The organism is Martelella sp. FOR1707 (assembly GCF_053484265.1).
Window position 1 is genome coordinate 22,947 of sequence record NZ_JBAKFP010000011.1, and the last position, 25,271, is coordinate 48,217.

Annotated in this window: 22 protein-coding genes; 7 read left to right on the plus strand and 15 right to left on the minus strand. The window is 61.1% G+C overall.

Translation table 11 applies throughout. The features are described from left to right. Positions 1–9 precede the first annotated feature (9 nt). Positions 10–1,014, plus strand: coding sequence for a succinylglutamate desuccinylase/aspartoacylase family protein (locus V6765_RS23270; protein ID WP_448432991.1), 1,005 nt, complete (start codon positions 10–12; stop codon positions 1,012–1,014). Between the two features lie 30 nt (positions 1,015–1,044). Further along, the gene (locus V6765_RS23275) at positions 1,045–2,127 is read left to right on the plus strand and encodes a LacI family DNA-binding transcriptional regulator (protein ID WP_448432992.1); all 1,083 of its coding nucleotides are present in this window, start codon (positions 1,045–1,047) and stop codon (positions 2,125–2,127) included. A 184-nt stretch (positions 2,128–2,311) separates the two neighbouring features. Here the strand turns inward: V6765_RS23275 and V6765_RS23280 are convergent, their stop codons facing one another. From V6765_RS23280 to V6765_RS23335, 12 genes are all read right to left on the minus strand, one after another. Then, positions 2,312–2,560, minus strand: a complete 249-nt coding sequence (locus tag V6765_RS23280; RefSeq protein WP_448432993.1) for a hypothetical protein — start codon at positions 2,558–2,560, stop codon at positions 2,312–2,314. Positions 2,561–2,563: 3 nt separating this feature from the next. Further along, positions 2,564–2,803, minus strand: coding sequence for a PTS sugar transporter subunit IIA (locus V6765_RS23285; protein WP_448432994.1), 240 nt, complete (start codon positions 2,801–2,803; stop codon positions 2,564–2,566). Positions 2,804–2,851: 48 nt separating this feature from the next. After that, complete coding sequence (locus V6765_RS23290) at positions 2,852–3,016, minus strand: hypothetical protein (RefSeq protein ID WP_448432995.1); 165 nt, start codon at positions 3,014–3,016, stop codon at positions 2,852–2,854. A 61-nt stretch (positions 3,017–3,077) separates the two neighbouring features. Beyond that, entirely contained in the window at positions 3,078–3,770 is a 693-nt protein-coding gene (locus tag V6765_RS23295) for a response regulator transcription factor (RefSeq protein ID WP_448432996.1), read from the minus strand. After that, on the minus strand, positions 3,767–6,484 hold the full coding sequence (locus V6765_RS23300; protein ID WP_448432997.1) for a DUF4118 domain-containing protein: 2,718 nt from the start codon (positions 6,482–6,484) through the stop codon (positions 3,767–3,769). The genes V6765_RS23295 and V6765_RS23300 overlap by 4 nt, the downstream gene beginning before the upstream one ends. A gap of 187 nt (positions 6,485–6,671) precedes the next feature. Beyond that, complete coding sequence (locus V6765_RS23305) at positions 6,672–7,226, minus strand: potassium-transporting ATPase subunit C (RefSeq protein WP_448432998.1); 555 nt, start codon at positions 7,224–7,226, stop codon at positions 6,672–6,674. Positions 7,227–7,242: 16 nt separating this feature from the next. Then, the gene (gene kdpA / locus V6765_RS23310) at positions 7,243–8,916 is read right to left on the minus strand and encodes a potassium-transporting ATPase subunit KdpA (RefSeq protein WP_448432999.1); all 1,674 of its coding nucleotides are present in this window, start codon (positions 8,914–8,916) and stop codon (positions 7,243–7,245) included. Positions 8,917–9,042: 126 nt separating this feature from the next. After that, positions 9,043–11,115: a potassium-transporting ATPase subunit KdpB gene (gene kdpB / locus V6765_RS23315; RefSeq protein WP_448433000.1), complete on the minus strand. Its 2,073-nt coding sequence runs from the start codon at positions 11,113–11,115 to the stop codon at positions 9,043–9,045. Positions 11,116–11,357: 242 nt separating this feature from the next. After that, positions 11,358–11,447, minus strand: a complete 90-nt coding sequence (kdpF, locus tag V6765_RS23320) for a K(+)-transporting ATPase subunit F (protein ID WP_045679702.1) — start codon at positions 11,445–11,447, stop codon at positions 11,358–11,360. Positions 11,448–12,197: 750 nt separating this feature from the next. After that, positions 12,198–12,425, minus strand: coding sequence for a tautomerase family protein (locus V6765_RS23325; protein WP_448433001.1), 228 nt, complete (start codon positions 12,423–12,425; stop codon positions 12,198–12,200). Between the two features lie 70 nt (positions 12,426–12,495). Continuing rightward, positions 12,496–13,239: an SDR family oxidoreductase gene (locus V6765_RS23330; protein ID WP_448433002.1), complete on the minus strand. Its 744-nt coding sequence runs from the start codon at positions 13,237–13,239 to the stop codon at positions 12,496–12,498. A 30-nt stretch (positions 13,240–13,269) separates the two neighbouring features. After that, on the minus strand, positions 13,270–13,665 hold the full coding sequence (locus V6765_RS23335; RefSeq protein WP_448433003.1) for a (R)-mandelonitrile lyase: 396 nt from the start codon (positions 13,663–13,665) through the stop codon (positions 13,270–13,272). 105 nt (positions 13,666–13,770) lie between these two features. On the opposite strand from V6765_RS23335, the gene V6765_RS23340 reads away from it, so the two are divergent. Continuing rightward, positions 13,771–14,664: a LysR family transcriptional regulator gene (locus V6765_RS23340; protein ID WP_448433004.1), complete on the plus strand. Its 894-nt coding sequence runs from the start codon at positions 13,771–13,773 to the stop codon at positions 14,662–14,664. 211 nt (positions 14,665–14,875) lie between these two features. On the opposite strand, the gene dinB is transcribed toward V6765_RS23340, so the two are convergent. From dinB to V6765_RS23355, 3 genes are all read right to left on the minus strand, one after another. Then, complete coding sequence (dinB, locus tag V6765_RS23345) at positions 14,876–15,916, minus strand: DNA polymerase IV (protein ID WP_448433023.1); 1,041 nt, start codon at positions 15,914–15,916, stop codon at positions 14,876–14,878. A gap of 127 nt (positions 15,917–16,043) precedes the next feature. Beyond that, positions 16,044–16,706, minus strand: a complete 663-nt coding sequence (locus tag V6765_RS23350; RefSeq protein ID WP_448433005.1) for an SOS response-associated peptidase — start codon at positions 16,704–16,706, stop codon at positions 16,044–16,046. Positions 16,707–16,720: 14 nt separating this feature from the next. Further along, positions 16,721–18,790, minus strand: a complete 2,070-nt coding sequence (locus tag V6765_RS23355) for an ATP-dependent helicase (RefSeq protein WP_448433006.1) — start codon at positions 18,788–18,790, stop codon at positions 16,721–16,723. A 184-nt stretch (positions 18,791–18,974) separates the two neighbouring features. Here V6765_RS23355 and V6765_RS23360 point away from each other — a divergent pair, with 184 nt between their 5' ends. The 4 genes from V6765_RS23360 to V6765_RS23375 all read left to right on the plus strand — a co-directional run bounded on the left by V6765_RS23360 (position 18,975) and on the right by V6765_RS23375 (position 25,122). Further along, positions 18,975–19,736 carry an ImuA family protein gene (locus V6765_RS23360; protein ID WP_448433007.1) on the plus strand — a complete coding sequence of 254 codons (762 nt, stop codon included), beginning with the start codon at positions 18,975–18,977 and terminating at the stop codon, positions 19,734–19,736. Continuing rightward, positions 19,651–21,174 (plus strand): Y-family DNA polymerase, encoded by a 1,524-nt coding sequence (locus tag V6765_RS23365; protein WP_448433008.1) that lies wholly within the window; start codon positions 19,651–19,653, stop codon positions 21,172–21,174. The genes V6765_RS23360 and V6765_RS23365 overlap by 86 nt, the downstream gene beginning before the upstream one ends. Then, positions 21,171–24,431, plus strand: coding sequence for an error-prone DNA polymerase (locus tag V6765_RS23370; protein ID WP_448433009.1), 3,261 nt, complete (start codon positions 21,171–21,173; stop codon positions 24,429–24,431). The genes V6765_RS23365 and V6765_RS23370 overlap by 4 nt, the downstream gene beginning before the upstream one ends. 370 nt (positions 24,432–24,801) lie before the next feature. Beyond that, the gene (locus V6765_RS23375; RefSeq protein ID WP_106312870.1) at positions 24,802–25,122 is read left to right on the plus strand and encodes a DUF736 domain-containing protein; all 321 of its coding nucleotides are present in this window, start codon (positions 24,802–24,804) and stop codon (positions 25,120–25,122) included. The last annotated feature ends 149 nt before the right edge of the window (positions 25,123–25,271 follow it).

A 25,271-nucleotide genomic window follows, 5' to 3' on the forward strand; every position in this document is an offset into this window, starting at 1 on the left:
AATCACAAAATGCATACTGGTGTCTTTCACGATCTCGACTTCCGGGCCGAGGGAAAATCGGTCTCCTACATTTCGGTCCCGATGTCGGTCGACCGCTCGCCCTATTTCCAGGTCAAGGTGCCGATCGTCAGGCTGCGCAACGGCGATGGCCCTAGCCTCCTGCTGATGGCCGGAAACCACGGCGACGAATATGAGGGTGAAATTACGCTGTCGCGTCTGTCGCGTCTGCTGGAACCGGACATGATCCGCGGATCGGTCACCATTATCCCCTTTGCCAATGCACCCGCCGTCATGGCCGCCAGGCGCTGCTCGCCGCTGGACGGCGGCAATCTCAACCGGGCCTTTCCCGGCGACAACGCCGGCACACCGACGCAGCGGATTGCCCATGTCCTCGAGCACACGCTGTTTCCGGCACACGATGTCGTTTTCGACATCCACGCGGGCGGCACCTCGATGGAACATCTGGGATGCGCCCTGATCGAGCACATCGCCGATCCCGCCCGTCACGCGCATGCGCTGGAACTGATGACGACGATGGGGTTGCCTTACGGATTCGTCGCCGAAAACGGCGCGGACGCACCGACATCCATGGCCGCCGCCGCGCGGGCGGGGGCCATCGGTATTTCCGGCGAATTCGGCGGCTGCGCGACGGCCACCGTGACCTCCATCAAGATGACGTCGCTCGCGATCGACCGTATTCTTCTCAAACTGGGTATTATCGAGAAACCGGTCCTGAACGAAAGCCTGCCCGACGCCGAACCGACGAAACTGCTGGCACTGAAGACCCACCGTCAGGCAATCTACGCCACGCGGCGCGGCTGGTATGAACCGGCAGTCGCGCTTGGGGATAATGTTCAGGCGGGCGACCTTGCCGGCTGGTATCACGATTTCGAGCGCCTTGAACAGCCGGAAGAACCCCTGTACTTCCAGGAAACCGGCGTGGTTCTATCGCGCCGGCTTCACACCGACAGTCAGGCCGGGGATTGCCTGATCCAGGTCGCACTGAATGCATGACAGCCTTTTGGGCTCGCGGGAGCGGACTAGATGGATCAGACGGACCTGAATAAACATAGTTTCGATCAAGTCGTTCGGGTTCAGACCGAAGCTGTCACCGCATATTCAGGCGCAAAAAACGGGCGTCCTCCTGATATCAAGGAGGTCGCCCGGCTTGCCGGTGTTTCCCCGGTAACGGTTTCACGCGCGCTCAGGCAACCGGATATTGTCTCCGCCAAGACCCGCGAGCGCATCCTCCAGGTTGTTCGAGATACCGGATACGCATCGAATCCGCATGCGGTTGCATTGCGATCGGGGCGTTCGACGATCGTTGCGGCGTTTGTCTCGAATCTGCTGAGCCAACAATATAGCCAGGCGGTACGCGCCTGCGCACGTCGGCTGGAAGAGCATGGCTATCAGCTCATGGTCGGCCAGACGTCCTATTCCTATGCCCAGGAACGCACGGCCATCAACTCGCTGATTGCCCTTAGGCCTGCGGCCGTCTTCTTTACAGGGGTGATCGAGCTTGAAGAGCACCGCAGGCAACTGAAAGAACTCGACATTCCGGTTGTGGAGAGCTGGGCCTATCCGCGCGATCCCATCGACATGCTTGTCGGGATTTCCAATACGGATGCCGGCCGTCTGGCGGCTGAGCACCTCGTTGAAAGGGGGTATCGCCAACTCGCCTATCTTGGACGCAGCGGTGGACGCGGTTCTTTGCGCCTCAAGGGATTTCAAGCCCGTGCAGCGGAGCTCGGCGTAGAGATTGTTGATACATTCCTGATCGACGACATCACCACGCTCCATGCCGGGCGGCAGGCCTGCCATCGAATTTTCGATGCGCCACGAAAATTCGATGCCGTTTTCTGCGCCAATGATCTGCTCGGCGCCGGCGTACTGCTTGAGGCGCGTCAGCGCCGCATCAGAATTCCCGAGGAGCTCGCCATTCTCACGTTTGGTCACAACGATCTAGCGGAAGAGCTTAGTCCCCGCCTTTCGGCGATTTGCTTCGACGTCGAGAAACTTGGCACGCGCTCTGCAGCGCTGATCATAGAGCGGCTTTCCAATGGCAATGGTAAGGCGGCTCTGGCAGAATGTCTGGATCTGCAACTGCATGCAGGTGAGAGCACCTGAAGTGTAGGTCGGCATAGGCGTGCGATGCCAATCGGCGATAGGTCTTTGGAAAATTACAAGTATGTGGCGTCCCGGTGCTACGCCGAATGACAGTCATGCCGCGTCCGACCCATTCCATGGAAAACTTGTCGCAGAAACTAGTCATTTAAGGGCGCTGCAACTGCTAAACGACGGGGTCGCGGGTTCAAATCCCATCAAGACCTTGATGCTGTCCGTCGCTAAGGGCTATCTCATTCCAATATCCGGGCAAAGACCCGAAAGGGAGTGCTCTGCCCTGAAAGCTGGATGGTTTAGTTCTGGAGACTTCCGCGGCATTTTCGCGGCCGCGATCAGCGGCAGGAAGACGATCGCCGGGCCTTCTTGACGGTTCAACCACCACGCCAAACAGATCGAGCAATGGCAAGATCAATTGCTCCGGCAAGTCGAGCGACATCTTTCAGTTTTCGCACATCGTGATCGTGGCGTAGATCTGCCCGGGGTCGGTGGCGGATCTGATGGTCTTGAGTGTTTCGGAAGACCGCAATTTGCGGGATATCGCGGATAGAAGCCTCAGGTGCTCTGCCTGGTCGCCGGGCGGCGTGAGGAGCAGACAAATAACATCCACGGGTCGATCGTCGATCGCCTCAAACGCGATCGGACTCGCAAGCCGGATCAGGAGCGCAAACGGCGCGACCACGCCTTCAACCTGCGCGTGAGGAATGGCGATCCCTGCGCCGAAGCCTGTTTATCCCAGCTTCTCGCGATGCTCCAACGCGCCAACAATGTCCGATCGATCGACGCCCAGGACCTGCGCCGCCCGATTGGACATCAGCTGCAGCAGGTTGGCTTTGGAGGCGGCAGATACATCGATCAGGACATCGTCCGGCCGCATGACTTCGGAGATTTTCATATGCTACTCACTTCCAGTGCTTGACCCGTGAGCTGCGCTCGCGGGCGCTTCCAAGTCGATATCAGTCTGCTTCGCGCAGCCGGTAACCGACGCCTGTTTCCGTCGTGATGTATTGCGGCTCGTCCGGGCTCAGCTCGATCTTCTGGCGAAGCTGCCGGACATAGACGCGGAGATACTGGACGTCGGCGGAACCGCCCCAGACCGCCTCGAGCAAGTGCCGATGGGTGATGACCTTGCCGGCGTGTTGCACGAGAACGCGCAGGATGTCGTATTCCTTGGGCGACAGTTTAACCTCCTTGTCGCCGACCCTGACGATCCGCTTGACGAGATCGACGGAGAGCGCGCCGGTTTGGAAGACCGGACGCTCGCCCTGTTGCTGGAGCTTGTGACGCAAGGCGACGCGGATGCGCGCCGCCAGTTCCTTGGTGCCGAAGGGCTTGGTGACATAGTCGTCGGCGCCGAGCTCCAGCGCCCTGACGATGCCGGCTTCGTCCGTCCGGCTCGATAGAATGATGATCGGCAGTTCGACGCCTTCGCTGCGCCACCTGGCCAGGAGGTCATGACCGGGCATGTCGGGAAGGCCGAGGTCCAGGATGATCAGGTCGGGCGCGTCTGTCGCGACGCTCTCCATCGCCTCCCTGGCATTCATCGCTTCGACGACCTTGTAGCCTTCGACCGACAGACCGACGCGCAGCAGTTTGCGGATCGGCACTTCATCGTCGACAATCAGTATCCGGATGGTTGGATTGGTCATGATGCATCTCCCAATCTCGGCGGGTTCGTCGGCGTCGGCATCCGGATCGTGAAGACGGCGCCGCTGCGATCCGTCCTGTTTGCGGATGTGATCGTGCCCCCCATCGCCTCGACAAATCCTCTGCATATCGAGAGACCGAGGCCCGTGCCGGCGAGAACGTGGTCGCGCTTGCGCGCGCGGTGGAAGCTGTCGAAGACCCTTTCCAGGTCGGCCGGCGGAATACCCGGTCCCTCGTCCAGTATCTGGATCATCACCCACTTTCCGTCCTTCCACGCTCGCATCCGGATCGTGGTCTGCGGTGGCGCGTATTTCGCCGCATTGTCCAGAAGATTGAAGATCACCTGCTCGAACAGGACGGGATCAACCTTGAGCATGGGAAGATCCGCCGGCAGCTCGGTGCGGACATAATGCCGCGACAGCATCTTTTGCGCCCGGCGGAGCGCCGATCCCACCATGTCGTCAAGATATTGCAGCGAGGCGTTCGGCTCCATCGCGCCGGTTTCGATCCGCGACATGTCGAGGAGATTGGCAATGAACCTGTTCAACCGTTCCGACTCGTCGACGATCGTGGAAAGCATGTCATTGCGATCGTGTTCGCTCAGTGCCGCCGAATAGTCGCGGAGGTTTCCGGCAGCACCCAGAATGGCCGCCAGCGGGGTCTTGAGGTCGTGGGATATCGATGCCAGCAATGCGGAGCGCAGTTTGTCGGCTTCCGCGGCCAGCCTTGCCTTGTCGACGTCCGCGACCAACTGGATGCGCTCGATGGCAACCGCTGCCTGGTCGGCCAGCGCATCCAGCAGCCGCTGTTCTTCAGGCGTGAGCAGCGGTCCTTGCCTGTCACTGTCCAGGCCGACAACGCCCACCGGCGTCTCGCCTGTGGTAAGGGGGACATAGAGGCGGGCGGCGCCCGGCAAGGTGTCCGCCCCCCGTCCGGCCGGTCGGTTATGTTCCAACGCCCAGCGCGCCGCCGCGATGTCGGCATCGACAAGCGTATCGTCCGGAGGCACGCCCGCCCTGACCGCCACAGTGCCGTTTTCCGGCAGAAGGATGATGATGCGCGCCTTGAGCATGGAAGCCATCTGATGGGCCGATGCCCACAGCACGTCATCCAGCGTACTTGCTCCGGCCAGTTTCCGGCTGAACGAATAGAGCGCTTCCGTCGTTCGGGCCCGCGCCTTGGCGGCGATCGTCTGCGCTCTGGCGCGCGCGGCGACATTCGACACGATCACGGCCACGATCGTGAAGAACACGACGGATATGATTTCGCGCGGCCGCGAAATCAGGAATGTATGATAGGGATTGGTGAAGAAGAAATTGTAGCAGGCGGCCGACAACACGCTGGCGTAAAGCGATGGCAACAGGCCGAACCAGACGGCGACGGTGACCACGCCGGTCAGGAATATCAGCGCGATGTGTTCGACGCCGAGCCAGGGCCAGAGCGCCAGGCCGAAGCCGACTGCCATCGCAACGACCATCGTCGCTTTCAGATAGGCCTTCCAGTCCGGCCGCGAACGTGGTTCCGCGACCGCGACGGAGGCTCTGGACGCCGGCGCGCCGCCAGGCTTGCTTCCGGCCACCACGTCGACGCTGATGTCGCCGGCATGACGGACAAGTTCGTGAACGACGGAACCGTGCAGGATCTCGAACCATCGAGACCGCTCGCTCTTGCCGATGACGATATGGGTGATGTTGTTGGCGCGCGCATAGGCGATGATATCGGCAGCGACACGACCGCCTCCGCCGGGAACGGTCACCGCATCACCTTCGAGGCTCTGGGCCAGACGCAGCGCCGCGGCGATCCGATCCCGACCATCATCGTCCAGGCTCTGCGTGCGCCGCCCCTCGACATGGAGTGCGACCCATGGCGCGTGCAGTCGGTCCGCGAGCCTTTTGGCGTAACGCACAAGTCCTGACGAACATGGGTCCTCGTTGACGCAAACGAGGATCCGCTCGCCGGCTGGCCATGGCCCTTCGATCGCGCTCTGGCGCATCTGCGATAGGAGCTGCTGGTCGACGCGCTGGGCCGTCTGGCGCAAGGCCAGTTCGCGCAGCGCCGTCAGGTTCCGCGGCGAGAAATAGTTCTCGATCGCGCGCTTGGCCGTCCTCGGAACATAGACCTTGCCTTCATTCAGCCGCTTGATCAGGTCGTCGGGCGTTATGTCGATGATCTCGACGTCATCGGCCTTTTGGAGAATGGAATCGGGAAGCGTCTCTCGGACCCGAATGCGCGTGATCTGCGCGACCACGTCATTCAGGCTCTCCAGATGCTGGATATTGAGCGTCGTATAGACGTCGATGCCATGATCGAGGAGTTCGAGAACATCGAGATACCGCTTGGGATGACGGCTGCCCGGCGCGTTCGTGTGGGCCAGTTCATCGACAAGCACCAGCGCCGGACCGCGTTCCAGCACCGCATCCAGATCCATTTCTTCAAGGACCCGGCCCTTGTATTCGATCTTTGTCCTTGGAACGATCTCGAAACCGCGAATCAGGGCTTCCGTTTCCTTCCGGCCATGGGTTTCGACCACGCCGATGACGACATCGTCGCCATCGGACTTGCGGGCCCGGCCGGAGAGCAACATTTCGTAGGTCTTGCCGACGCCGGGCGCGGCGCCCAGAAAGATCTTCAGGCGACCGCGTGTTTCCTGCTCCGCCTTTTCCAGCAGCGCGTCAGGAGAAGGCCGTGTTTCGCGCGCTGACTCTTCCGATCCCATCTTGTTATTCCCGCCACGTTGAGGCCATCAAATGCAACCACACGATCGTGCGGTCGCTTGTCGAGCCGGCCGCCGTTCCACTTTCGATGATGCCGCCTCCGGCTCTGCAAACCGTCGATCCCGGAGACGGCTTCGATGGACATGCCATCGCATAGGTATGGCGCTTTTGGTCTGCGGACAATCACTCTCAGTTCATCGCATCGAGCGCGATGTTGAGTTCAAGGACGTTGACGATCCGGTCCGTGCTGAGGAAGCCGCCGGGCGAGAACGCCGCCTGGCGGACGAGTTCCTCGATCCGTGCCCTCTCCAGTCCACGCGCGGTAGCTACGCGTCCGGCCTGATAGAGCGCGCCGTCCTCGGAGATGTGCGGATCGAGACCCGCTCCGGATGCGGCTGCGAGATCGGCGGGCAGCGGGTTGTCCGGGGTCGCGCCGTAAAGTTCCGCCAGTTCGCGGCCACGGTCGGCGACATCGGTGCTTGTCGGCGACTTGTTGCTGCCGCCGGCGCCCGCGCCGTTATAATCGACGGCTGAGGGCCGCGGCCAGAAGTAGCGGGGTTCGGTGAAGGCCTGCGCCACCTGGCGGCTGCCGATGACCGCGCCGCTTTCGCCGATGATCAGCGAACCATTGGCCGTGTCGGGGGCGATCGCCTGGGCCACGGCCCAGACGGCTGTTGTATAACCCGCGACGCATATCACCATGGTCGCCGCGGCAATGCGAATACTCGAGAGAAAAAGTTGCATGTTTCGGTTCTCCGGATCAGTTCATGAACATGACGTGTTCGGCAATCGGGCCGAGCGTCGCCGCCGGGAAGAAGGTGAGCGCGCCGATGACGAAGATCGTCGAGGCGAGCATGGTCGCGAAGACGCCGCTTTCGACGCTGAGCGTTCCGCTCGATTCGACACTCCGACGTTTGGCCGACAGCGAACCGACGATCGCGAGCGGCAGGATGATCGGAATGAACCGCGCGAGCAGCATCACGATCCCGGTCGCGACGTTCCACGGAACGGTGCCATCGCCGAGCCCCTCGAAGCCGGACCCGTTGTTGGCGCTGGCCGACGTAAACTCGTAGAGCATTTCGGAAAAGCCGTGCGGTCCGACATTGTTGAGCGTGTCAGCGCCCCATGGCGTTGCCGCGAAGACCGCCGTCCCGCCCAGGATGAAGAGGCCATGCGCCAGCAGGGCGAACAGCGCGAACTTCACCTCCCGCGCTTCCACGCGCCAGCCGAGATATTCCGGGGTCCTGCCGATCATCATCCCGGCAATGAAGACCCCGACGACGATATAGAGGAACATGTTGATCATGCCGACGCCGACGCCGCCGAAGGTGGAATTGAGCCACATGCCGACCATTGGCATCAGGCCTGTCATCGGGTTGAGGCTGTCATGCATGGCCCCGACCGAACCGTTCGAGGTCGAGGTCGTCAGCACCGACCAGAGCGGGCCGCCGGTCGCGCCGAAGCGCAGTTCCTTGCCCTCGAGATTGCCGACGGTCTGCTCGATCGGCAGGTTGGCGAAGGCTTCTGTCGGCGCGGATTCGAAATAGACCGCGCCTGCGATCTTGACCGCGATGAAGCCCAGCATCACCGCGAAGATCACCATGGCGTGGCGCTTGCGCTCGATGATCCGGCCGAACATCCATACGCAGGCCATCGGGATCAGGATGATGGCGACCATCTCGATGATATTGGTCCAGAAATTCGGGTTCTCCAGCGGATGGGTCGCGTTGGGACCGAAGAAACCGCCGCCATTGGTCCCGAGCTGCTTGATCGACACGAAGGCTGCGACCGGACCGCGCGCGATGGTTTGCTGCACGCCTTCCAGCGTGGTCGCGATCGCCGCCCCATCGAACGTCATCGGCACGCCGCCGAGAACGAGCAGGATGGCGAATACGACAGCAACCGGCAGCAGGACGAGAAAGGACGCGCGCTGCAGGTCAACGAAGAAATTGCCGAGCGGCTTGCCGGCAAGACCGCGGGCGAGCGCGGCAAGCGCCGCGATCCCTGTGGCCGCAGACACGAACTGCAACCACATCAGCCCGCCGAGCTGCGACAGGTAGCTGAGCGATACCTCACCCGAATAATGCTGCAGATTGGTGTTGGAGGTGAACGAGGCAGCCGTGTTGAAGATCAGGCTGCCCTCCAATGCGCCCTTGCCGTCGGGATTGAGCGGCAGGGCCTGTTGCAGGGCGAGAAACCCGAAGGTGACCACGAACATGACGATGTTGAAGGCCAGCATGGCGACCATGTAGCGCTTCCAGTTCTGGTCCTGCATGCATGTGGCGCCGCCGATCGACTGGAACAGGCGGGTGAAGCCGCCGGCCTCGCCCCTGTTCGGGTCCATGGCCCATTTCATGTAGCGGCCGAGCGGCCAGGAGATGAGCGCCGTGCCGCCAACGACGAGGACGACGAAGATTATGGATTGAATGAACATCGAGAAGTCTCCGACTTCGTTGGAAGATCAGGCGCGGTCGACGGCGTCGGTCATGACGAGCAGAAGCCCGAAGACCGCCAGTCCGAGAACGAGATAGAGGATGGTCATGTGTCGAACTCCTTGTGGTCAGGCGAGGCCGATCGCGGTGATGACGAGGTCGATCGCCTTGATGCCGATAAACGGCACGATCAGGCCGCCAAGCCCGTAGATGAGAAGATTGCGCCTCAGGAGCCCGTCCGCGCCGATGGCCTTGTAGGCAACGCCTTTGAGCGAAAGCGGGATGAGGGCGATGATGATCAGCGCGTTGAAGATGATCGCCGACAGGATCGCGCTTTGCGGCGTTGCGAGCTCCATGATGTTGAGCACGCCGAGTTGCGGATAGAGCGCGATGAACATGGCCGGCACAATCGCGAAATACTTCGCGACGTCGTTGGCTATCGAGAACGACGTCAGCGCCCCGCGCGTCATCAGCAGCTGCTTGCCGATCTCGACGATCTCGATCAGCTTGGTCGGATCGGAATCCAGATCCACCATGTTGCCCGCCTCGCGGGCTGCGACAGTGCCGGTGTTCATGGCGACGCCGACATCGGCCTGGGCAAGGGCAGGAGCGTCGTTGGTGCCGTCGCCGCACATGGCAACGAGCTTGCCCTTGGCCTGTTCCTCGCGGATCAGCGTCAGCTTGTTTTCCGGCGTGGCCTCGGCGAGGAAGTCGTCGACGCCGGCTTCCGCCGCGATCGCCGCCGCCGTCATCGGATTGTCGCCGGTGATCATCACCGTGCGGATGCCCATGTGGCGCAGTTCGTTAAAACGCTCGCGAATGCCGCCCTTCACGATATCCTTGAGATGGACGACGCCGAGCAGTTTGCCGTCCTGGACCACGGCAAGCGGTGTGCCGCCTGTCTTGGCGATGTCGTTTGCGATCGTCTCGAGTTCACGTTTGCTCTCGGCGCTGGCGCGCACCGCTCCAGCCGTAACCGATGCCTGATCGAGGTATTTGAGAATGGCATCGACGGCGCCCTTGCGGATCGATGACCCATCGAAGTCGACGCCCGACATGCGGCTCTGCGCCGTGAACGGCACGAAGGTCGTGTGAAGTGATTGCATGTCCCGCCCGCGAATGCCGTATTTCTCCTTGGCGAGCACGACGATGGAGCGGCCTTCCGGCGTCTCGTCGGCGAGCGAGCCCAATTGAGCGGCATCGGCTAGTTCCTGCGCGGCGACACCCTTGACGGGCCGGAACTCGGTCGCCTGACGGTTGCCGAGCGTGATCGTTCCGGTCTTGTCGAGCAGCAGCGTGTCGACGTCGCCGGCCGCCTCGACGGCGCGGCCGGACATGGCGAGAACGTTGAAGCGCACCAGGCGGTCCATGCCGGCGATGCCGATGGCCGAAAGCAGCGCGCCGATCGTGGTCGGGATCAGGGTCACGAACAGCGCCACCAGCACGATGATCGGAATGGAACCGCCGGCATAGGCGGCGAAGGCGGGGATCGTCGCCGTCGCCATGACGAAGATCAGCGTCAGGCCGGCGAGCATCACGTTCAGGGCGATCTCGTTCGGCGTCTTCTGGCGCTCGGCGCCTTCGACCAGGGCGATCATGCGGTCGATGAAGGTCGATCCCGCCTCGGCGGTGATCCTGACCTTGATCCAGTCCGACAGCACTTGCGTGCCGCCGGTCACCGCCGAACGGTCGCCGCCGGATTCACGGATGACCGGCGCGGACTCGCCCGTGATCGCCGCCTCGTTGACCGAGGCGATTCCCTCGACGATCTCGCCATCGGACGGAATGATGTCGCCAGCCTCGACCAGGACGATGTCGCCCGCCTTCAGGCTTGTGCCGGGCACGAGCTTGGTCTCGTTGCTGTCCGGATTTGCGAGGAGCCTGGCCTGGGTCTCGGTGCGCGAACGACGAAGTGAGTCGGCCTGCGCCTTGCCGCGCCCCTCCGCGACCGCCTCGGCGAAGTTCGCGAACAGGATCGTGAACCAGAGCCAGAGGATGATCTGGAAGGAGAAACCGAGGTCGCCCGCGCCGGTCGCGACGTCCTTGATAAACAGGACCGTCGTCAGGACAGAAACAACCCCGACGACGAACATCACTGGGTTCTTTGACAGCGTGCGCGGATCGAGTTTGCGGAACGCGCCAAAAAGCGCGGGAATAAGAATGCGAGCATCAAACAGGCTCGCGGATTGCGACTGGCTCATATGTGACTCCAGCATGTTAATGAATGACGGTTCGGTCCGTTCAGCCGCACCCGAAAAGCGCGGCGGCAAGCCGGGCGATAAGCGCGATCAGCACCGTCGCCACGGTCAAGGCGAGGATGATGTCCGATGCCCGCAGCGGCTTTCCTGCCTTGGGGGCTGCTTCGGATCGAGGGTCTTGCGGATCTGGCGAAGCGGCGTTCCTATGGTCCGTGCCGATTTCACCGGACTGGACCTTCGGGAACTCAGAAGCGTTCCGGCCGAAGCAGCGCGTAAATCAGATAGGCAGCGACGAACAGCGTTACCGCCCCGCTCAGAGCATACTCGACGATCATTTCTCACCTCTTCTCCTATGCGGGACCTTTATTTGCGCCACGCATTTGCAATGCAGGTCATCGCCACAAGATCGGAGGCGCTAGGCGAACCAGGGGCTAGCGCCAGTCGCATTCCGGCCGATTACCGATGATGGCAAGAATATGGCGCGGAACCGCATAAGGGTTCGAGAGAGGGGGAGAGGCCAAGACATAAAAATCTCATAGGAAAAGCGCGAATTTTCGATCGGGAAATAGGTCAGGTCGCTGTAGACCGGGATCGTTGGCGTGTCGCGGCAAGAGAGATAAACGTCGCGCCACATTCGGCGAACATCTTCATTAGACTTGGGCGAGCTTCTTTAGTCCGCGTGGTGACAAGCTGCAAATCACCGACAAAATTGCTTCAGGAACTCACGGAGATCGAACATTTGATCACACCCCTGCAACCGAAAAAACACTACCGGATATCCTGAAGAAAAGCCTCAACTGCGCTGGGATGACTCTCTTAGATGTCATGTCAAATGACCGCGGTGGTTCATATCCTTTCAAGACTTGATGCTGTCCATCAGCACGGGCCGTGTCGCGCCCATACTCGGCCGAAGGTTCGGACGGCAGCTTTGCGCCCCCATTTCTGCCGGTCGATCCGCCGACAGAGCATTCCAAAAGCCGCCGTCTATCGGGGCGAACGAATGGCAGGAAAGGGGCGAAACCGTTCATTTGTGCCATTTCAAATGATCATGCTGAACCTCTCGCTTAAGATCCGCCATATAACCTTCACATCGCATAGCCCGGCTTCTTAATAAGCCTTTCAGGATGGGTGATGATGTCCTTTTCATAGACATCTTCCCGCCAGCGTGAGGCCTCGACCTCTTCGAAAGAGACGGATACGGACGCTTCTCCGTAGTTGAGAACCGCCATCACGTCCTTTGTGATGGCGTCGGCGAGTTCGTGCTTTTGAGCTTTTGTTTTGCCGGGCCAGAGCTTGACGATGACATGCGGCATGTCCTTATTCCTTTGAACGTGCTTCGAAGCTTGGTCCGTCCGGTAGCAGAGCTGCCGGACAGGCTGGTGCTTACCAAGGCTGCTTTGCCGGCCCCACGGTGAATTCGTTGACCGTGGTGTCTTCGGACATGTCGAGCGCGAAGGCGACGACTTCGGCGATGCGGGCCGGCGATATTCCGAAGGCAGCATAAAGACCCTTCATGCCTTCGGCTGTCTTTTCGTCGGTGATCGTGCCCAGAAGCTCGGTATTAATGGCGGCTGGGTAGATCGTGGCGGTCCGGATGTTTGTGCCTTCCATGGCAGATTCCATGCGCAAGACTTCCATGAAGTCACGCACGAACCACTTGGTGCCGCCATAGACCGCGCTTCCGGGATATGATTTTAGCCCGGCAACTGAGGAGGTGGCCAGCACATGGCCTGCCTTCTGCTCGAGGAAGGTCGGCATGACGGCGGCTACGCCGTTTAGCACTCCCTTGATATTCACGTCGACCATCTGGTTCCATTCACCGGTCTTCAGTGCCGAAACAGGACTGCTCGGCATCAGGCCAGCATTCAGAAATATGGCGTCGACACGGCCAAACGTATCCTTGGCCAGCTTGACGATTGCGCCGTTGTCCGCTTCGCTGGTCACGTCCAGTGCCTGATAGACGGCCTCACCGCCAGCCTTGACGATTTCTTCGGCAATGACTTTAAGCTTGTCTTCGCGCCGCGCGCCCAGGACGACCTTCGCGCCTCGGCTGGCGACCAGCTTTGCGGTGGCTTCTCCAATGCCGGACGACGCGCCGGTGATAATGACGACTTTACCTTTGATCATGGTCAGTTCTTTCTCTTATGCATTTTGTGATCAGACGGCGTATTGCTCGTCCGTAACCTTTTCCATCCAGTCGACGACTTTGCCGTTTTGAACCTCCTGGATGGCCGTGTGGGTCATAGCGGTGTCCGGCGCTGCGCCATGCCAGTGCTTCTCGCCCGGCGCAAACCAGACCACATCGCCAACCTGGATTTCCTCGATCGGTCCGCCCCAGCGTTGAACGCGGCCAACGCCTGAGGTCACGATGAGCGTCTGTCCGAGCGGATGCGTATGCCAGGCTGTGCGCGCGCCAGGCTGAAACGCCACCCTTGCGCCTTGAACACGTTCCTTGTCGTATGGGTTGAAGAGCATTTCGACCTGAACCGAGCCAGTGAACCAATCGCTCGGGCCGGGACCGGTCGTGCGGGTCTTTGCACGAATGATTTCCATTGGATGCGTCCTTTCTTCACTGCTTTGTGTGCTGGCAAGATAAGCAAGAACGCGCTATTCGATTAGGTGCTATAAATGGCATGAACTATTGAGTGAGATTCAATAATGGCGCGCGATGAGTTCGCTGAACTGAGAGCGTTCATAGCAGTTGCTAAGGACAGCAGCTTCACCAAGGCTGCCGCCAAGCTCGGCGTCTCTCCGTCCGCACTCAGCCACACAATCCGCGGGTTGGAAGACAGACTTGGCCTTCGGCTTCTCACGCGCACGACACGGAGCGTTTCGACAACTGAGGCGGGTGACCGATTGTATCAGTCCGTGGCGGGACATTTCGATCAAATCAGATTTGAAATCGAAGCGTTGAGCGAGTTGCGCGACAAGCCATCCGGTATGATACGAATCAGTTCCGCAATCCATGCCACGGAAATGCTTTTGCGGCCTAAACTGGCAAAGTTTCTATCTGAATTTCCTGACATCCATGTCGAAGTTTCCATCAATGACGGGTTCATCGACATAGTCGGCGAACATTTCGACGCAGGCGTCAGGCTGGGTGAATCGATCAGCAAGGATATGATTGCAGTCCGTATTGGCCCGGATTGGCGTTTTGTAGTCGTTGGAACGCCTGAATATTTCGCGCGTAGGTCGCCGCCAGAACATCCCAGCGATTTGACCAATCACCAATGCATAAACTTGCGTCTGGCATCGGCGGGTGGCCTTTATGCCTGGGAATTCGAAAAGAACGGGCACGAGATCGAAGTGCGTGTCACAGGACAAGCCATTTTCGACAGCATCTTTCCAATTCTTCATGCCGCTGTCGATGGGACAGGATTGGCCTACGTCCCAGAAGACATCGCGCAGCCCTATATCTATGCAGGTCGATTGCAAGTAGTCTTGAGCGATTGGTGTCCGAGTATTCAAGGTTACCACCTCTATTACCCCCACCGACGGCTGGCATCGCCTGCCTTTGCTAAGTTTTTGGAAGCGATCAGGCATCGGTCGTAGCGCGTGCCTAGCAACTCGCCGGCGTCGTCCCGACAGTGCCAAATGCCCAAAAGGTTGCTAGACCATGAGGCGTGAATTTCCGCTTAGCTCATGATCTGATATCAAATCCGCCATTCGGCTTTCGGCCCCTTTACTGCCGCTCACATCGTCCCAAGTGTTCTCCAACTTCTGTCGATCTGCCGAGTATATGTCTTTCCCATCGGCGTGGGGATCACAGCAGACTCATCTGAGGCTCTCGTACCCCATTAGAGCTCTCTCCCAATGAGGAAAGGGTAATCCCGAGCAGGCGGATACCCTTCTGAACTGGAAACAACTCGGTCAGCATCACGCCGGCAATCTCGCCAATCTCGCTTGCACTTCGCATATTCTGCCCAAGTGTGCGGCTCCGCGTAATCTGCTGGAAGTCCGCGTACTTCACCTTCAGCGTCACCGTCCGCCCGCTGATCCACTTGTTCTCAGCATGGCGCCAGACCTTCTCGGCAAGTGGGATCAACTCCGCTTTCGCAGCCTCCAGCTCGAAAATATCGGCAGCATATGTGTCTTCCGCACCAATCGATTTGCGCGGCCGATCGGGCTGAACCGGCCGCTCATCGATCCCGCGGGAGATCCGGTAGTACCATCCCCCCGACTTGCCGAAATTATCACGCAGGAAGGCAAGCGATTTCTCGCGCAAGTCGGAGCCGGTCGCAATCCCGAGCCGTTGCATCTTCTCGGCCGTCGCTGGCCCGACGCCGTGGAATTTCTTGACGGCGAGATCAGCAACAAATGCCGGTCCCATCTTCGGTGTGATCACGGCCTGGCCGTTCGGTTTGTTCAGGTCGCTCGCTATCTTTGCGAGGAACTTGCAGTAGGAGATCCCGGCAGACGCATTGAGTCCGGTCACCTCCTTGATGCGGGCGCGGACGATCGTCGCGATCTCGGTTGCAAACGCGATACCCTGCTTGTTTTCGGTCACATCAAGATAGGCCTCATCGAGCGAAAGCGGCTCGATCAGGTCTGTATGCTCGGCAAATATCTGATGGATTTGCGCCGAGACCGTCCGGTAGATATCAAACCGCGGCTTCACGAAGACCAGATCGGGACACCGCCGTTTCGCGGTCACCGACGGCAAGGCCGATCGCACGCCAAACGCCCGCGCCTCATAGCTGGCAGCAGCCACCACACCTCTGGCCGCCGACCCGCCGACGGCAACCGGCTTGCCGCGCAGTTCGGGATTGTCGCGCTGTTCGACTGAGGCATAGAAGGCGTCCATGTCGACATGGATGATCTTGCGGATGACCGGGGCGGCGCCATCCGTTTCGACCTCGTGGTCTCTTTCCAAAGCTGTCAGTTCATCCGGCGCGGCCATGACCATCTCAAGAGTGTGATCGGTGACGACGTCAATCGTCTTCGGGGTTTTCAGGAGGGGCGACCACGACCAGCATGTTGCCGGGCAGCGGCCGCTGAAGGTGTTTCACATCGGCCCATTCCCCGGTGAGCCAGAGATCGACCTCCTCCGGTGTCGTCAGGATCGCCGGCATTGCTTTCTCATGAATAGGTTTGACGATCTCGTTCGGCGTTGTCGTCAGGAATCCGAACAGTTCATATTCCTGTTCACCATCCCGGACCTTCCGCACGCCCTTCCACGGCGTCCAGAAACCGGCGAAGAACATCAGGGGTCGGTCCGGGTCCTGAGCAAACCAGGCATTCGGCACGCGTCGGCCCTCCACCTTGCTCGCAGGGTCAGGTTCAGCAAACGAGGTGAACGGCACGACACAGCGGCTTGTCGGCCCAAGCCAGCGCCGCCAATGCGGAGAGCCGACATTGCGGATATTGGTGACCCCGCGATCGGCCTTGCCTTTGACGAAGGCCGGCGGCGTCGGCATGCCCCAGGTGGCACTGACAATTTCCCGATTGCCACCGCCATCGACGCGAACGATCGGCGCCAGCGTGTTGGGATAGACATTGAGCGACGGCTCGTTCCATCCGGCCTTGTCGCTCATCGCCTTCGTAAACTCGACGACGGCATCCCGTGTCGTCGTCAGATTATAGAGATTGCACAAGTCCTTGTCCTCCCTCAGCGCCACATCCCACGCATGCGAGCGCCGACATCGAGACGCACCTGGCGCGAACCCGGGTTGTTCTGTTGGCCCGGTTTCGCTACCGGCCATGTCCTGTTCTCAAAATGCTGCAACAACATAGCGGGAATGAACCGGGTTCGCGAGGCATAGACATGCCTGTCGCCGGTCGAGGACTGTCCATGGGTAAAGAAGCGCTGGGGAACGACAAGGTTCAGGCTGTCCCGTGCCCGCGTCATGGCCACGTAAAGCAGGCGCCGCTCTTCCTCGATATCGTCGGTCGTGCCGACGCCGAGATCGGAGGGAATGCAACCGTCGACGGCATTGAGAACAAAGACCGAGCGCCACTCCTGCCCTTTGGCCGAATGGATGGTCGAGAGGATCAGATAGTCCTCATCGAGCAGCGGCACACCGGCCTGGCCGGAGGTGGCGTCCGGTGGGTCGAGCGTCAACTCGGTCAGGAACCGTTCCCGCGACGGATAACCAGCGGCAATGTCTTCAAGCTGGAGCAGATCGGCACGGCGCATCTCGAAGTCTTCATGGATGCGCTCCAGATACGGCTCATACCATGCCCGGATCCGGCCGAGTTCGGCGGGCCAGCCCATGTTTGACTGGCGGAGGTCCGTTACCAAGGACACAAGACCCGGCCAGTCGGCTACTGCTCGTGCCGGCGCAGGAAGGGCCGCCAGTGTCTCTATCGGATCGGCGGTTTCCGCAATCGCATCCAGCGCAGTTTGCGCCGAGGCCGGCCCCACACCTGGCAAGAGTTGCATCAGCCGGAAGCCCGCCACGCGATCGCGCATGTTCTGGGCAAACCGGAGTGCTGCGAGCATGTCTTTCACATGGGCGGAATCGAGGAATTTCAGGCCACCGAACTTCACGAAGGGAATGTTGCGGCGGGTGAGTTCCACCTCCAGCGGGCCGCTGTGATGGCTTGCCCGAAACAGCACGGCCTGATCCTTCAGCCGCATGCCACCCTCGCGATTGTCGAGCACCTCGTCGGCAATGAACCGGGCCTGATCGCCCTCGTCGAGAACCGTCATCAGCCGCGGCTTTTCGGTTGAGACGCGGTCGGTCCAGAGATCCTTTGTGTAGCGCTCCTGGGCTAGGCCGATGACACCATTGGCCGCGGCGAGGATCGGCTGCGTCGACCGGTAATTGCGGTCGAGCGTGATCACGTCGGCCTTCGGCGAGAATTCATTCGGAAAGTCGAGGATGTTGCGAACCGTGGCCGCCCGGAACGAATAGATTGACTGCGCATCGTCACCGACAACCGTCAGCCCGCGCCCGCCAAGTTTGAGCGCCATCAGGATCGAGGACTGCAGGCGATTGGTGTCCTGATATTCGTCGACGAGAACATGATCCCAGCGCCCGCCGATCTCGGCGGAAAGCGCCGGATCGCCCATGGTCTGCGCCCAATAGAGCAGAAGATCATCATAATCGAGGACGTTCTGGACCTGCTTGGCCTCGACATAGGCCGCGAACAATTCCTTCAGTTCCTTTTCCCAGGCGGCACACCAAGGAAAGTTCGCCCTCAGGATTTCCGAGAGCGGCGCCTCGGCATTGACGGTGCGCGAATAGATCGAAAGGCAGGTGCCCTTGGCCGGAAACCGGTTCTCGGTCTTGGAGAAGCCGAGCTCATGGCGGGCGAGGTTCATCAGATCGGCCGAATCCTCGCGGTCATGGATGGTGAACTGTGGATCGAGACCAAGCTCGATTGCATATTCCCTCAAGAGCCGGGCGCCGATCCCGTGAAAGGTGCCGGACCAGGCAAGCCCGTCGGCCATGATCCCGGCCCTGTCTCCAAGCGCCTTCGCGCAGATCCGCTCGACACGCTTTCCCATTTCGGCGGCGGCGCGCCGGGAAAAGGTCATCAGCAGGATCCGGCGCGGATCGGCTCCGGTGATAACGAGCTGAGCCACGCGATGGGCAAGCGTGTTGGTCTTGCCGGATCCCGCGCCCGCAATGATCAGCAGCGGTCCCGCGATGGCGCCATCGGGCAAATTCGTGCCATGCAGAACCGCGGCCCGCTGGTTGTCGTTCAATTTTTCGAGATGCGCCGCGCTCATATCGCCCTGCCCTAAACCCCTTGTGATTCAACGATGCACGCCATGCGCATCGGTGTTCTTCCCCGGTCGCCGTCCACAGGGCCCGTCCATGAGGCCGATTGACTCAAAACCCGAGAAAGAACAAATAAGGAACATATCGGAGAATTCCGCCGTTGCAAAGTCCTGAAGGAGACCGTCCGACATCATGCCGAACAATGCCGCCAGTCCAGCCATCGCAGAGCTTCGTGAGCGCATCGCGCATCTTGAAGGTCCGGGCGGACGTTCGCGCTCGGTCCTGCCCTTCGGTCTGAAGGAGATCGATCGCCGGCTGCCGGGCGGCGGACTGGCGCTCGGCTGTCTGCATGAGGTAGCCGGCGGCGGCAATGGCGCGGTCGATGGAGCGGCAGCTGCGTTGTTCGTGGCGGGCATTGCCGCACGCACACGAGGCAAGGTGTTGTGGGTGGTCACACGTCCCGATCTCTTTGCACCAGCCATCGCCCAGGCCGGGCTTTTGCCCGATCGCGTGATTCATGTCGAGGCCGGCGACGAGAAGGCGCTGCTTGCCTGTTTCGAGGAAGGGCTTCGCCATGGCGGGCTCGGTGCGGTTATTGGAGAGACCGCGCGTCTCTCGATGACGGCCTCCCGCCGTCTTCAGCTGGCGGCCGAGAACTCCAACACCATCGGCCTGGCGCTGCGCCGCTGGCGACGGCAGACCGAGGCCGGCGACTTCGGGCAGCCGACGGCGAGCGTCACCCGCTGGCGGGTCTCCGTTCTGCCCTCGCGGCCCCTGCCCGTTCCCGGCCTTGGCCGTGCACGCTGGCTGGTCGAACTCATCCGATGTCGTGCCGGCGAAAGTGCCGATTTTGAACTGGAGGCATGTGATGACACGGGTCGTCTCGCTCTTCCTTCCGAGGTGGCCGACGGATCGCCTCAGAAGGAAGTCGGGCGACGCATCGCCACCCGCTGATGCGCCGCTCGTCATGGCCGGCCGCATCGGTCGCCGCCGGCTGATCACGGCCCTCGATGCCAATGCCGAACGGCTTGGCGTGCGTATCGGCATGGCCGTCACCAAGGCGCAAGCCCTTGTGCCGGGGCTTGTGATTGCCGATTCCGATCCCAGGGCCGAAACCGACGGATTGAACAAGCTGGCGCTCTGGGCGCTTCAGCGGGTTTCGCCGGTGGTGATGGCCGATCCGCCGGATGGCCTGGTCATCGATACGACCGGCGCCGACCACCTGCATGGCGGAGAAGACGCCATGCTTGCCGACATGATCAGGCGTTTCGCAGCGGCAGCCGTCGAGGCGCGCGCTGCGGTCGCAGACACTTGGGGCGCCGCGCATGCTGCTGCCCGGTTTCTGGCACGACCCGCGATCGTCATTCCACCGGGAGAAACCGAGGCGATGCTGCGAACCTTGCCGCTTTCAGCACTCAGGCTCGATCCCGGTACGGTGTCCGACCTGCACACACTCGGTTTCGAGACTATCGGCGAGCTGCTGGATCAGCCGCGCGCGCCGCTGACCCTGCGCTTCGGCCCGGAAGTCGTCCGGCGGCTAGACCAGGCGCTTGGCCGGATCGCCGAACCGGTCGATCCGATCCGCTCGCCGGAGCTGGTCGAGGTGCTCAAGGCCTTCGCCGAACCGATCGGCGCGCCTGAAACCATCGCCCGCTATATCGGGAAACTCGCAGACGCCCTCTGTCTTGAACTCGAAAAGCGCGGCCTTGGCGCCCGGCGGCTGGATCTTCTGTTCCACCGCGTCGATAGCACCATGCAGTTCATCCGCGTCGGCACAGCGCAGCCGGTACGCGATCCCAGACGCCTTGTCCGCTTGTTCCGCGACAGGCTGGAGACCGTCGATCCAGGCTTCGGGATAGAGATCATGGAGCTGGTCGCCATCCATGCCGAACCTTTGCGGGAGAAGCAGACGATTTCCTCCCTGATCGAGGAACCCGAAGCCGATGTCTCCGATCTGGTCGATGTCCTTGCCAATCGCGTCGGCGATCACCGGCTCTGTCGTTTCGTGCCCGTTCAAAGCGATGTGCCTGAACGCTCGGTCGCCCGTATTGCCCCGCTGGCACCGGAAACAGGCCTCACATGGGACGGCGACTGGCCGCGACCACCGCGGCTTTTACCCCGCCCGGAGCCGGTCGAGACCATGGCGCTTCTCCCGGATCATCCACCTGTCTGGTTCACCTGGCGCGGTGTACGTCGACGCATCCGTCATGCCGATGGACCGGAGCGGGTTCGCGGCGAATGGTGGAAGCGGGATGCCGAACTCACCGCCGTCCGGGATTATTTCCGGGTAGAGGACGACACCGGCGAGCGCTATTGGCTGTTTCGCTCCGGCGACGGCGAGCATGAGGAAAGCGGCTCGCACCGCTGGTTTATCCATGGGATCTTCGGATGACCGGGCCGCGCTACGCCGAACTGCAGGTCACCACCCATTTCTCGTTTCTGCGCGGGGCGAGCAGTTGCGACGAACTGTTCGCTCGCGCCGCAGACCTCGGCATCGAGGCCCTCGGTGTCGTTGACCGGAATTCGCTGGCTGGCGTCGTGCGGGCATACGAAGCTTCACGGCAGACCGGCGTCCGGCTGGTTGTCGGCTGCCGCCTCGACCTTGCCGACAGCCAGCCGGTCCTCGTCTATCCAACCGACCGGGCGGCCTATGCGCGGCTTTGCCGCCTGCTGTCGCTCGGCAAGAAGCGTGCCGGCAAAGGCAAGTGCCATCTCGAATGGACCGATCTCGTGGCTTATGGCGAGGGGCTGATTGCCGTCCTGGTTCCGGATCGCGCCGATGATGACTGCGCCATGCATCTGCGACGGCTGCGGGAGGCTTTCGGGGATCGCGCCTATCTGGCGCTGACGTTACGGCGGCGGCCGAACGATCAGTTCCGCCTCTGGCAGCTGTCGAACCTCGCCGCCGCAACGCGGGTCCCGACTACTGTCACGAATGAAGTTCTCTTCCACGCGGTCGGCCGGCAGATGATGCAGGATCTCGTCACCGCGATCCGGCACAATGTCACCATCGACGAACTCGGTCATCGCCGTGAGCGTTTTGCCGATCGGTATCTGAAGCCGCCAGAAGAGATGCACCGGCTGTTCGACCGCTATCCGGAAGCGCTTGCCCGCACGATCGAGATCATGGACCGGTGCAGGTTCTCGCTCACGGAACTCGCCTATCAGTATCCGGAGGAGAAGCTCTTTCCGCATCTGACGCCGCAGCAGGCACTGGAAAAGCTCACCTGGGAAGGTGCCGCCGAGCGCTATCCCGAGGGTCTGCCAGAGAAGGTGCGCTCCAATCTCAACCATGAGCTGGCGCTGATCGAGAAGCTGGACTATGCGCCCTACTTCCTGACGGTGAATGCGATTGTTCGTTTTGCCCGTTCGAGGGACATTCTTTGTCAGGGTCGGGGATCCGCTGCCAATTCGTCCGTCTGTTATGTCCTCGGCGTGACCTCCGTCGATCCGGATCGCAATGATCTCCTGTTCGAGCGCTTCGTTTCGGAAGAACGGCGCGAGCCGCCGGACATCGATGTCGATTTCGAGCACGAACGGCGGGAGGAAGTCATCCAATGGGTCTACCAGGCCTATGGCCGCGATCGATCTGCGCTCTGTTCCACCGTCATCCGCTACCGCGCCAAAGGCGCGCTCCGTGACGTCGGCAAGGCGCTCGGGCTGACCGAAGACCTGACCAGGACGCTGTCGTCGCAGGTCTGGGGCTGGTCCGAGGGTGTCGAGGAGAAGCACGCGCAGGAACTGAACCTTAATATGAGCGACAGGCGGCTTCGGCTTGCTCTGGAGCTTGCCCGGCAACTGGTCGCCACGCCACGCCATCTCTCCCAGCATCCGGGCGGCTTTGTCCTGACCCGCGACCGGCTCGACGAACTGGTGCCGATCGAGCCGGCGGCCATGGAAGACCGGCAGGTCATCGAATGGGACAAGGATGATATCGACGTTCTCAAATTCATGAAGGTCGATGTGCTGGCGCTCGGTATGCTCTCCTGCATGCGCCGCGCCTTTGATCTTCTTGCAGAGCACAAGGATATCCGTCTGGATCTCGCCACTATACCGGCCGAGGATCCGCGCACCTATGCAATGATCCGCAAGGCCGACACGCTCGGCACGTTCCAGATCGAAAGCCGCGCGCAGATGGCGATGTTGCCGCGCATCAAGCCGCGGACCTTCTATGATCTTGTCATCGAGGTCGCGATCGTCCGGCCCGGGCCGATCCAGGGCGACATGGTCCATCCCTATCTGCGTCGGCGCGAGGGCAAGGAAGAGGTGACCTATCCGAAGCCCGAGCTTGAAGCGGTTCTCGGCAAGACGCTGGGCGTGCCGCTGTTTCAGGAGCAGGCCATGCGGGTTGCCATCGACTGTGCGGGTTTCACCGCCGGGGAGGCCGATCAGCTGCGTCGCGCCATGGCAACCTTCAAGCACACCGGCGGGGTATCAAAGTTCGGCGCCAAACTGATCGATGGCATGGTCGCCAATGGCTATGAGCGTGAATTCGCGGAGCGTACCTTTAGGCAATTGGAAGGCTTCGGCTCCTATGGTTTTCCGGAGAGTCATGCGGCGAGTTTCGCGCTGATCGCCTATGCCTCATCCTGGATGAAATGCTGGCACCCGGATGCCTTTTGCTGCGCATTGCTCAATGCCCAGCCGATGGGGTTCTATGCGCCGGCCCAGATCGTGCGCGATGCCCGCGACCACGGCGTCGAGGTTCGTCCGGTCTGCGTCAATGCAAGCCGATGGGATTGCACGCTGGAACCCACCGATCGCGACGACGGGCGTTTGGCCGTCCGCCTTGGGCTCCGGCTAGTGAAGGGGTTGGCCAACGCCGAGGCCGCCCGGCTGGTCTCCTGTCGCGAAGACATGCCCTTTGCTTCGGTCGACGATCTCTGGCGTCGCGCCGGTATTCCTGCCGCCGCACTGGTGGAACTCGCCGAGGCCGATGCGTTCAGGCCCTCACTCGGGCTTGCCCGCCGCGAGGCGCTCTGGGCAATCAAGGCCCTGCGGGACGAACCGCTACCGCTCTTCGCCGCGGCTGCAAGACGCGAGGTCGGCATTGTGCCAGAACAGGCCGAACCGGAGCCCCTCCTGAAACCCATGGAGGCCGGTCGGGAAGTGGTCGAAGATTACGGCCATCTGGGTCTAACCCTCAGGAAGCATCCGGTTTCGTTTCTGCGGTCGGAACTCACCCGACAGCGGTTCAGGTCCTGCGCCGAAGCCATCTCACTGCGCGACGGCCGCTGGGTCAACCTCGCGGGCCTCGTTTTCGTGCGCCAGCGCCCAGGCTCGGCCAAAGGTGTCATGTTCATCACGCTTGAGGACGAAACTGCCGTGGCCAATCTCGTGGTCTGGGCGAAGGTGTTCGAGAAGTACCGCCGCACCGTTCTCGGGTCAGGCATGCTTGGCATCAAAGGACGGGTCCAGCGGGAGGGCGAGGTCGTCCATATCGTGGCGCGTGAGCTGATCGATCTGTCGGCGGAGCTCTCAAGTGTGGGCAGTCGGGATACGGGCTTTCCGCTTCCGCATGGGCGGGGCGATGAGTTTCATCATGGGTCGCCGGCGCCTGATCCGCGCGGAATGCCGAAGCCACGTGATATGTTCGACCCCTATGGGCATATCGATGAGATCAAGGTGAAGCCGCGCGACTTTCGATGATCACTGCGAAACTCACATTGAGAGAGTGCTTTCGATTGTGCTTTGATAGACACGCCGCGTGCTTCGTCGTCCATCCGGACTGTTTTCTTTCCGGTTGCGGCGCCTTTTTGCGCAAAGCTGATGCAACCTGCCATGGCGGAGGAATGTCTTGCCGTTGTTGTCGGGATCAATTGACGATGGGACTGTAAGGCCCGGTGTCTGTCAGCAACGTCTCCGCCCAAAAAAGACGGTCTCCGCCTTCGGCAAACCCTCCGTCTTTTTGTGTTCTCCGCCGCCCTTCGCTTCGCTACGGCCCTGACGGGTGCAGCCATCCTTTTCCCGGTCCTTGTTGGCGTCCCCGTCAATTCGATCAAACAACGGAGACATACCAATGGCAGACCTGATCAACTTCATCCGCTTCAACGACAACGGCACTCTGGAAGGCAACATCGCCGCACTGGACTTTGACTTCGACATCACCGGTGAAGAGCTCAACAGCACGAACCCGAAAGCACCTGTCTACCGCTTGTATGGCGTATCCCCGCGGGGCCGGAAGATCGAGGTTGGCGGCATCTGGCGTCAGACGAACCAGAACGGCGAAGAGTATCTGCAGCTGACTGCTGCGACCCCGAGCCGGGCCTTCCGTGCAAACCTCGGCAAGTTTCCCGGCCAGGACGACGATGACCTGATGACCGTGATCCCCTGGAGCTAAGCTCCGTCGGCGCGGCGGATAACCCCCCGCCCGTTCCCGCAAAAACCCAAACGCCCCAAAATTACCCCCATTTGTCCCAGTCACATAAAAAAAAAAAAAAACCCACCCCACAATAATTTTAAAAATATCGGTTATGCGTTTTTATCGTT